This window comes from Pseudomonas brassicae, from assembly GCF_010671725.1.
Classification (GTDB): Bacteria; Pseudomonadota; Gammaproteobacteria; order Pseudomonadales; family Pseudomonadaceae; genus Aquipseudomonas; species Aquipseudomonas brassicae.
Genome location: NZ_JAAHBU010000410.1, coordinates 1 through 9554, shown reverse-complemented (window position 1 = coordinate 9554; position 9554 = coordinate 1). Strand labels below are relative to the sequence as shown.

The window sequence follows — 9554 nt, the reverse complement described above, 5'->3', positions numbered from 1 at the left end:
CCGACAACAGCAGGCCGGCGGGTATGCCGACTTCGCTGAAGATTTCCAGGTAGGTATTGTGTGCGCGACGATACAGGTCACCGACCTTGCGGTTGGCCGAGAACGCCTTGGCGTAGCCGGTGGTGGCGTAATGCAGGGGGAAGGTGCCGGGGCCTGTGCCGAGCACCGGGTGCTCGCGGATCATCTTGCTGCCGACCACGATGTACGACGCACGCCGGCCCAGCGAGTCATCCTTGTAGGCATTGACCCCGGACTTGAGCAGCGCCAGAGACTGGATACGCGCAATGTAGGTGTCGGGCATCACCGCAATCGCCAGCGGCAGCACGATCGCCAGGCCCAGCATGGCAAAGCCCAGGTGACGCGGGCGTATGCGGGTGAGTTGATCGCGGTAGTGCACCAGCGCGATGACCAGGCTGATCAGCAGCACCACCAGCCCCGAGCGCGAATTGGTCTTGGTCATGCCGGCGAACAGCAGGCAGCAGCACGCGATCCAGAACAGTCGCTGCGCCCGACCGGGGCTGTTGAGCACCAGCCACAGTGCCAGCGGCACGGCAATGGCAATCAACATGGCAAATACGTTGGGGTCTTCGAGCAGGCCGGAGGCGCGGCCCTCGTCCTGGTACTTGGCCGAGAACATGGCCATGGCACAGGCCAGCCCGACGCTCAGGGTCACCAGGCGGCACATCATCGGCAGGTTCAGCTCGCGGCCGATCAGCAAGGTGATGGCGAACAACAGGAGGCCGACCGCCAGCTCACGAAAGTGCCCAAGAGACATCTCGCTGCTGTCGCTGACCACAAAGCTCAGCAGGTAGCAGGCCAGAAAGGCCAGCAGCAGGCGCCACATCGACGTACGCAGGCGCTCGCCAGGCAACTGTCCGATCGCCAGTTGCAGCACCAGCACCAGGGCCAGCGCGGCACCGATGAATTTGGTCGCCGACAGCTCGCCTTCCTTGAACAGGCCTTCGAGCGGCACCAGGGTGATGATCGCCATCAGCCCCCAGGCCGGGCGTCGGTACAGCGCCAGCAGCCCGGCCAGGCCGACCACTGCACCCGGGGCCAGGAACGGGTAGGGGCTGACCAGCAAGCCCACGCATACCAGCGCCACCAGAACGATCAACGACAGGGGAATGATCATGCGCAAGTCTCCTTGGCGGTGCCCAGGTAGACCTGGGCCCAGCGTTGCGCCAGCGTAGGCAGGTGATAACGTTCACGTTGGGTGCATCGGGCCTGGGCGACCAGCTCGGCGGTCTGGGCCGGGTCGAGCATCAGCGCCTCCAGCCCTGCGGCCAGCGCCTGCACCGCCAGGGGCGAGGCGAGCAGGCCGTTGCGCCCATGTTCGATGACATCCGGGATGCCGCCCACGCCAAAGGCCACCACCGGTACGCCATCCTGCATGGCCTCCAGCAGGATCATTGGCGTGCCTTCGGTGCGCGAGCTGATCACCAAGGCATCCAGGCGCGCCATCCACTGGCGCATGTCGCGCTGAAAGCCGGGCAGGCGAATGCGTTCGTTCATCCCGGCGGCATCGATGCGCGCCTGCAGGGCTTCGCGCTGCGGGCCGTCGCCGAGCATCACGGCGTCCAGCCCAGGGTGGCGCTGGCACAGCGGGATCAGGCTGTCGAGGAACAGGTCCGGGCCCTTTTCCTGGCTCAGGCGCCCCACAAAGCCGGCCAGCCAGCGGCCATCGGCGTGGTGGCGCGGGGGCAGGGCATCGGCTTCGGGCAGGCCGTTGGGGATCACCCGCAACTTGTGCTGCGCCACACCGGCGCGGCAATGAATGGCCTTGATGCTTTCGGCCACACAGATCACCTGGTCGATGGTCGGCGTGCGGCACAGTTGCAGGCTCAGCCAGGTGTACAGGCGCTGCTTGCGGCTGCTGGGGGTAAAACCGTGCTGGGTGGCAAGCATCGGCAGTCGCCAGCGGGTCGCAGCCAGCCAGCCGAACACCAGGCCCTTGAAGTTGTGGCTGTTGATCAACGGCTGCTGTTGGCGCAACTGGCGCAGTTCACGCCACAAGGCCGCGAGCCCATCGCAGGTACGGCAGTCGACCCCAGCGGCGCGAAAACGCGCCAGCAGGTCGGCCGGAGCCCCGAGAAACAGCACCAGGTGCTGTCCCGGGGTAGCCTGGCAGTGGTCCAGCAACATCCGTTCGGCACCATAGAACCCACCGCTGCCCAGCAGGTGGATGATCGGCCGCGGCGGGGTCCGGGCTGCGTTCAATTGCGCACCCAGTGCACCAGCCGTGGCAGCGACCAGCCCTTGTGCGGGTTGGGGGTTTCCGGGGTCTGGTCGTTGATCACCAGCAGTACTGGCAAGCCCAGCTGATGGGTGATCTGCGCAGGGTGTTTGAAGCGATGGTCAAAGAACTCCCGCACGTACACCAGGGCGATACCCAGCAGCAGACCGGTGAGCATCCCGAACGGAATGATCAGCATGGGCTTGGGAAAGGCCGGTTCGGCCGGCTCATAGGGTGCACTGAGTACCCGTGCGTTGGACACATCGCCGGCCAGCAGGCGCTCGCCACGGGCTTCCTCGTAACGCTGGGTGTAGGTGAAGAAGGCCTTGTGCAGTGCGTCGATCTCGGTATCGAGCTGGCGTGCCTTGCTCTGGGTCTGCTGCAGCTCGTGCACGCGGCTCTTGTAGTCGGCGATGCGCTGGGTTTTCTGGGCAATCACGTCCTGCACCACGGCCAGGTCCTTTTCACGCTCCTTGACGCGATTGGACACGATCTTGAGAAACTGCTGGCGGGTCTTGGCGATCTGCTCGCGTTGCAGCAGCATCTGCTCACTGTTGGGCTGGAACACCGCCAGGTCGCTGACGTAGGTCAGCACCTGGGTGGTCAGTTGTTCGCCGAGTTGCTTGATCTCGCGATCCTCGAACGCCACGTTGTCGACCGTGGTGGTGAAGGTGTACGGGAAGGCGAAATCGCGCATGTTGGCGTTGCCGGCGGCGGCCAGGCTGGTCTTGAGGTAGTCCAGCCATTGCTGGCTTTGCAGCAGGCGGTCGCGGTACTGGTTCAGCGCCTGCTCTTCGGTGTTGATCGCGTTGAGGCGGAAGGTGATCTCTTCTTTGGGGTCGGACGAGCCGATGCCTTCGAGCATGCCCAGGCGCTTGCCTTCCAGGTCGTCCATGCGCACCTGATACTGCAGCTTCTTCTGCTCGTAGAACTCCTGCGGCAGCTCGTTGGACTGCAGGTTCTGGCGGTTGCGCAGGTAGTTTTCCAGCAGCCGGCTGACAAACAGCGTACCGACCTTGGGGTCGGGGAAGCTGTAGATCACCGAGACCACGTTGGAGCCTGGCAGCGTTTCGATCTTGAGGTCCTTGATCGCATCGTCGGTCAGGGTGTCGAGCTGGGTGTCGCGCACCGGGTCGATCTCAAGCCCGAACAGCGTGCGTATCGGGTTGACCACGGACTCGCGCAACGGGTTGACAATCACGGTCTTGAGCGGGATGAACACCAGGCGTTGCAGCAAGCCGGGGCTGACCTCGTACAGGCCTTCGTCGCGCAGCTGGGTGATGGTCTCGCGGATCAGGCTGGGCGAGCGCAGGATGTTGCTCTCGGTTTCCATGTCGGCCAGCGACGGTGGGATGAACTTGTCGGTTTCCTGCGCCAGGGCGGTGTTGGTATCGCTCTGGGACAGCTTCTTGGACTGCACGATCACCTCGGCGGTGATGTCGAAGCTCTGCTTGAGCAGCAACGGCAGCAGCAGGGCAGTCACTGCGAATATCAGGAACACGCGCTTCACCAACTGACGGTTGGCGAAGAAGATCCTGAAAAATTCATGCAGGTAGTTTTCTTTGGTAGTCATGCGCATTCACCTGCCTGGATTTAGTTATCGCTGTCTTTGTCGTCAACACGGTAGGAGAAGCTGAAACCAACCCCCTGGAACAGCACCACATCGGCCAGTTGTCGCGCCAGTTCGCCGGCACTGGCGAGCCTGGTCTTGGGCACGTAGAGCATGTCGTCCGGTTGCAGGTAGGCCACCTGCGCGGCGCTGGCGTCCAGCGCCTTGTCGACGTTGTAGGGCACCGCCTGGACCTGGTTGCCGTTGCGTCGCATGATCACCACCGAATCGAGCCGTGCCTTGAGGTTCGGGCCGCGTGCCAGGGTGAGGGCCTCGAGCACCGATACCGGCCGGCGGATCGGGTAGGCGCCGGGCTGGGCGACCTCGCCCAGCACGTAGATCTCGTTGACCGCGGTGGACTTGAGCATCACGTCCACGGTCATGCGCCCGGGCAGGTCGGCGTAGCGCTTGTTCAGGAAGGTCTGCAACTGGGTGATGGTCATGCCTTGCAGCGGCACGGCGCCCACTTCCGGGAAGCTGGCCTGGCCATCGGTGCCCACGGTGATTTCGCGGCTCATGCCGGTAGCGGGGTGGTTCAGCGCGCTTTTGAGGTTCTGCTCGTTGGTCAGTGGGCTGATCACCTGCACGGTCATCTGGTCGCGGCCAGGCTGGAACAGGCTCTTGTTGCGATAGGCCTGCTGGATGGTGCGGCGCGCCTCGTCAGTGGTCTGCCCGGCGACGTTCACCGAGGTGTTGGCGCGCGGCAGTTCGATGGTGCCATCGGGCAGCACCAGCTGGTTGCCATTGAGCGAGCTGGCGGAAAGGAACCCAAGGCCCACGGTATCGCCCGGCTGGATGCGATAGGCCTGGGAGCCGCTGGTGCTGATGTGGAAGATCACGTCCAGCACATCGCCGGGGCGCAGTGCCTGCTCGCCGCGCGGCAATTCCCGGTCCTGGGCATTGGCGGGGTCGGCGGTCATGATCTGCACCGGCATCTGCCGGGTTTCATGGTTGGTGCAGGCTGCCAGGGGCAGCAGCGCAAGCAGGGCGAACAGTTTCACGTTCATAGCGTCATCCTTAGCCTGGCTGCTCAGAGGTTCTTGTAAAGCCACTTGGGCATGTAGTACTTGCGTCGGTTGAACACGCTGCCGATCAGCTTGGCGCCCGCCTGGGTCAGGCGCTGCGCCGCAGCCTGGGCGACCTCCCAGCGGGTATCTTCGGCGGTCACCACCAGGATCACGCCATCCACCAGGGTGCCGATCACCAGGCTGTCGGCGCTGGAGTAGATCGCCTCGCCGTCGATCACCACGAAGCGGTACTGGTCGCCGAGCTTGGCCAGCAGGGTGCGCAGCCGCTCCAGGTTGGGCCGCTCGCTGGCGCGCTGGTACTGCCCGCAGGGCAACACGTCGAAGGGCTGGTCGGACAGGCGTACGATGCAGTCCTGCAGTGGCGGCGGGGTGTCCTGGTTGAACAGCAAGTCGCGAAAACCGGGCAGCTTCTGCAGGCCCATCTGCTGGGTGAGGCTGTTGCCGGTCGGGCTGCTGTCCACCAGCAGCACCGAGCCACCGCTCATCAGCGTCAACTGCTTGGCAAATGCCAGTGCGCTGGTGCTGGTGCCGCTGCCCGTGTTGGCGGCCGTCAGCAGCAGCACGCGCTGGTCCTGGTCGAGCACAGTGGACGTCAGGTTGGTTTCGCTGGGGGTGACGATGCTCAGGCTTCTCGAAGTAGAACCGTCCATTCAACTTGCTCCGTGGCCACTAAAGACTTTGAAAGGTGTCTTGAGCAGGATCTTCAGGTCCAGGCTCAAGCTCTGTTCGGCGATGTAGCTCAGGTCGAGCTCGACACGCTGGTCGAAGTCGATGTCGCTGCGCCCGGAGATTTGCCACAGGCCGGTCATGCCGGGGTAGATGCTCAGGCGGGCCAGATGGCTGTCCTTGTAGCGATAAGCGTTGAAGGAGGTCGGACGCGGCCCGACCAGGCGCATGTCGCCACGGATCACGTTGAACAGGTTGGGCAGTTCGTCCAGGCTGCTGCGGCGCAGAAAGCTGCCGATGCGGGTGACGCGCGGGTCCTTGTCGATCTTGAAGTCGATGGCGTCGGCGCCGTGCTTGTTCAGGTGACGCACCGATTCCTTGAGCGCCTCGGCGTTGGCCACCATGGTGCGGAACTTGAACATGCCGAAGCTGCGGCCCCGGTAACCGGTGCGTTTCTGCACGAAGAACACCGGCCCCGCGCTGCTGCATTTGACCAGCGCGGCCAGGCCCAGCATCAGCGGTGAGATCAACGTGAGGATGCCCACTGCGCCGATGCACGCCACCACTCGGTTGGTGCGCGACAGCGTCCAGGGACGCCCGCCGATGCGCCCGGTCATCCAGCCACGCCCTTGCATGTGCACCGCCGCGTCGATGCGCATGCGGTGTGCCGGGTCCATGCGTTTATCCTGACGCAGCGCCTGGGTATCGGCACTTTTGGGTTGTCCTGTCATACCACCCTCCGTTGATGCTCGGGCGTCGCCGCAGGCGTCTGCCCTGTGGACCGCACGGCGTCCTTAGGCGTGTGCGTGTAGTAGTCGAGGAACCAGGCCACGAAACGCCCGATCCCGTCATCCAGCGAGATGCCCGGGGTAAAGCCGGTGGCCTGGGCCAGGGCGCTGGCATCGGCGCAGGTGTCGAGGACATCGCCCGGTTGCAGGGGCAGCAACTCGACCTGGGCGCTGCGCTGCAGGTGTTTTTCCAGCAGTGCCACGTAATCGGTGAGTGCCACCGGGCGCTGCCCGCCAATGTTGTACAGGCGCCAGGGCGCATGGCTGCTGGCCGGGTCTGCGGCCAGGCGGTCCCAGCTCGGGTCGCTGTGCGGCGCGAGGGGGATCAGGCGCACCAGGCTCTCGACAATGTCGTCGACATAGGTGAAGTCGCGTTGGTGCTGGCCGTGGTTGAACAGCTTCAACGGCCGGCCCTGGGTGATTGCCTGGGCGAACTGAATCGGTGACATGTCCGGGCGGCCCCACGGGCCGTACACGGTGAAAAAGCGCAGGCCGGTAGCGGGAATGCCGAACAGGTGGCTATAGCTGTGGGCCATCGCCTCGTTGGCTTTCTTGCTGGCGGCATACAGCGACAGCGGGTGGTCGACCGCGTCCTGTACCGAGTACGGGGTGCGCTCGTTGCTGCCATACACCGAGCTGGACGAGGCATACAGCAAGTGCTGCACCGGGTGGCGACGGCATCCTTCCAGAATGTTCAGGAAGCCCACCAGGTTGCTGTCGAGGTAGGCACGCGGGTTGTCCAGCGAATAGCGCACACCCGCCTGAGCCGCGAGGTGGATCACCACCTCGGGCTTGAACTGGGCGAACAGCGCCTCGATGCCGGCGTTGTCGGTAAGGTCCAGATGCCTGAGTTCGAAGGCGCCAGCCTGATCCTGCACCCAGCGCACCCGGTCGTGCTTGAGCGCCGGGTCGTAATAGTCATTGAAGTTGTCCAGGCCCATCACCTGATGGCCATCGCGCAACAGGCGCAGTGTGCAATGTGCGCCCACGAAACCGGCTGCGCCGGTGACCAGTATCCTCATGGCGCTGGCACCTGCGGCTGCACGTGGCGCAGACCGATACCGCTGTAGTGGAGGCCGAACGTGGCGACCTGGTCAGGGTTGTACAGGTTGCGCCCGTCGATGATCAGGCGTTCGCGAAGCTTCTGTGCCAACAGGTTGAAGTCGACCACACGAAAGTTTTTCCACTCGGTGCAGATCACCAGCGCATCGGCATCTTCCAGGGTGTCGTCACGCGTGGCACACAGCTGCAGATCATTGCGGTAGCCGTAGAGCCGTCGACATTCGGCCATTGCTTCGGGGTCGAAGGCGCGCACCGTGGCGCCTTCGGCCCACAACGCTTCCATCAGGTAACGGCTGGGGGCTTCGCGCATGTCGTCGGTGTTGGGTTTGAACGCCAGCCCCCACAGGGCGATGGACTTGCCCTTGAGGCTGCCCGGGAAGCGTTTCTTGAGTTTGGCAAAGAGAATCTGGCGCTGGGCGTCGTTGACTTCGCTCACGCTTTGCAGCAGGCGCAACGGCATGCCGCTGTGTTCGGCGGTGTGCAGCAGGGCGCGCAGGTCTTTGGGGAAGCACGAGCCGCCAAAGCCGCAGCCGGGGTAGATGAAGTGGTAGCCGATACGTGGGTCGGAACCGATGCCCTTGCGTACCGACTCGATGTCGGCACCGAGAAATTCGCTGAGGTTGGCCAGTTCGTTCATGAAGCTGATGCGCGTGGCCAGCATGGCATTGGCCGCATACTTGGTCAGTTCGGCGCTGCGGTTATCCATGAACATGAGCTTTTCATGGTTGCGGCAGAACGGCGAATACAGCTCGGCCAACTGGTCGTGGGCCTGGTCGTCGGTGGTGCCGACAATGATCCGGTCCGGCCGCATGCAGTCTGCCAGCGCCAGCCCTCCTTGAGAAACTCCGGGTTGGAGACCACGCGCACCTGCAAGTGTCGCTTGCCCAGACGGTCGAGTTCCTCGCGGGCCAGGCTCGCGACCTTGTCGGCGGTGCCCACCGGGACCGTGGACTTGATGATCAGGGTACGGTCAGTGGTCATCAACCGGCGATCTGGCGGGTGACCCCCAGTACGTGGGACAGGTCGGCAGAGCCGTCTTCATCCGGCGGGGTGCCGACCGCAATGAAGATCAATTCGGCATGGGTGACGGCGTCGCTGGCCTGGGTGCTGAACAGCAGGCGGCCTTCCTTGATGTTCTCTTCGAGCATGCTCGACAGGCCCGGCTCGTGGATTGGCGGAACCGCCTGACGCAACTGGTTGATCTTGTTGGCATCCACATCGACACAAAGCACCCGGTGACCTACGTCAGCCAGTGCAGCAGCCTGCACAAGTCCTACATAACCTGTGCCAAATACGCTCACATCCATGCTGGCGTGCCTCGTATGGAGTAATGAAAGTGAAACAGCGGGTGTGATTTCGGTATAGACCAGCAACACCGATTTGTGTCAAACCTATGGCATGTATCGCTTCAGTTACAGTGGGTAAGACTTCCACTATTTCGCCATCAACCCTTTTCCAATCCGTACCTTAGCGTCGAAATGAGCTGGCATTTAGCCGGCTGTCAATGCGATGAACGGTCGTAAGCCGCGTAAAACGTGGCTTTTGTGCTGCCGACTGTTTCACGAATGCATCACTTTCTCGTTTGCAGACCGTCATAATCAGTGCGCGTAAGTTCGTCATTATTTTGACGTTTTTAGGTTTGCGGTTTTCCGTTAGCCTGCTACCGTGTGGGAATCCTCAGATGATTGAGGGCAATTTCTGGCGGGGAAGTCATGCGCGGTTACATCAAGGGACTGTTGCTGGTCGTTTACCTTTTGAGCTTCAGCGGCTACTACATCGAACGTCTCGAAGCGATCGGGCTGGGCGTGGCACTGGTGCTGTATGCCGGGGTATTCGGGGTGCTGCTGGTTGCCTTGTGGTTGAGCGCGAACATTCGCCAGGGCCTGGTGCGCTGGGTGTTTGCGTTGGGGTTCTTTGCCAGTGCGGTGTTTTTCGATGCGTACACCCGCATCATGGCCGACTACCTCACGTACAGCGCGTTCGTCTCGATGGTGTATTCGGGTGGCTTCATCGGCGAGGCGCTGCAGCAGTACCACAGCGTGATCGTGGTGGCGCTGGCCAAGGGGGTGCTGTTGTTGCTGGGCCTGGGCTTGCGTCCTGGGCGGCGTGGCGTTGGCCGTCGGCGCTGCCGTGGGCGGCGCCGCTGCTGGGGCTGGCGCTACTGA

8 protein-coding genes and 1 pseudogene are annotated in these 9554 nt (G+C 63.3%); 1 reads left to right on the top strand and 8 read right to left on the bottom strand.

Annotated elements, in window-relative coordinates; translation table 11 throughout:
- The 8 genes and pseudogenes from G3436_RS23060 to G3436_RS23025 all read right to left on the bottom strand — a co-directional run.
- Positions 1–1135, bottom strand: a 1135-nt coding sequence (locus G3436_RS23060; protein ID WP_163949900.1) for an O-antigen ligase family protein, incomplete at its 3' end; no start/stop codon positions are given.
- The gene (locus tag G3436_RS23055) at positions 1132–2220 is read right to left on the bottom strand and encodes a glycosyltransferase family 4 protein (protein ID WP_178116576.1); all 1089 of its coding nucleotides are present in this window, start codon (positions 2218–2220) and stop codon (positions 1132–1134) included. The genes G3436_RS23055 and G3436_RS23060, both read right to left, overlap by 4 nt.
- Positions 2217–3809 (bottom strand): GumC family protein, encoded by a 1593-nt coding sequence (locus G3436_RS23050; RefSeq protein WP_163949898.1) that lies wholly within the window; start codon positions 3807–3809, stop codon positions 2217–2219. The genes G3436_RS23055 and G3436_RS23050 overlap by 4 nt, the downstream gene beginning before the upstream one ends.
- 20 nt (positions 3810–3829) lie before the next feature.
- Complete coding sequence (locus tag G3436_RS23045; RefSeq protein WP_163949895.1) at positions 3830–4852, bottom strand: polysaccharide biosynthesis/export family protein; 1023 nt, start codon at positions 4850–4852, stop codon at positions 3830–3832.
- Between the two features lie 23 nt (positions 4853–4875).
- Positions 4876–5523, bottom strand: a complete 648-nt coding sequence (locus G3436_RS23040; RefSeq protein ID WP_163949892.1) for a CpsD/CapB family tyrosine-protein kinase — start codon at positions 5521–5523, stop codon at positions 4876–4878.
- Positions 5524–6270: a sugar transferase gene (locus G3436_RS23035; protein WP_163949890.1), complete on the bottom strand. Its 747-nt coding sequence runs from the start codon at positions 6268–6270 to the stop codon at positions 5524–5526.
- Positions 6267–7349 (bottom strand): NAD-dependent epimerase, encoded by a 1083-nt coding sequence (locus G3436_RS23030; RefSeq protein ID WP_163949887.1) that lies wholly within the window; start codon positions 7347–7349, stop codon positions 6267–6269. Before G3436_RS23030 ends, G3436_RS23035 begins: the two co-directional genes overlap by 4 nt.
- A pseudogene (locus tag G3436_RS23025) lies at positions 7346–8696 on the bottom strand (UDP-glucose dehydrogenase family protein). Before G3436_RS23025 ends, G3436_RS23030 begins: the two are co-directional and overlap by 4 nt.
- Positions 8697–9101: 405 nt before the next feature.
- Here G3436_RS23025 and G3436_RS23020 point away from each other — a divergent pair.
- The gene (locus G3436_RS23020; RefSeq protein WP_163949884.1) at positions 9102–9554 is read left to right on the top strand and encodes a hypothetical protein; all 453 of its coding nucleotides are present in this window, start codon (positions 9102–9104) and stop codon (positions 9552–9554) included.

Coding starts and splice junctions, on each gene's coding strand:
- G3436_RS23040 (WP_163949892.1), bottom strand. CDS start 5,523: ATGGACGGTTCTACTTCGAGAAGCCTGAGCATCGTCACCCCCAGCGAA.
- G3436_RS23020 (WP_163949884.1), top strand. CDS start 9,102: ATGCGCGGTTACATCAAGGGACTGTTGCTGGTCGTTTACCTTTTGAGC.
- G3436_RS23050 (WP_163949898.1), bottom strand. CDS start 3,809: ATGACTACCAAAGAAAACTACCTGCATGAATTTTTCAGGATCTTCTTC.
- G3436_RS23035 (WP_163949890.1), bottom strand. CDS start 6,270: ATGACAGGACAACCCAAAAGTGCCGATACCCAGGCGCTGCGTCAGGAT.
- G3436_RS23045 (WP_163949895.1), bottom strand. CDS start 4,852: ATGAACGTGAAACTGTTCGCCCTGCTTGCGCTGCTGCCCCTGGCAGCC.
- G3436_RS23030 (WP_163949887.1), bottom strand. CDS start 7,349: ATGAGGATACTGGTCACCGGCGCAGCCGGTTTCGTGGGCGCACATTGC.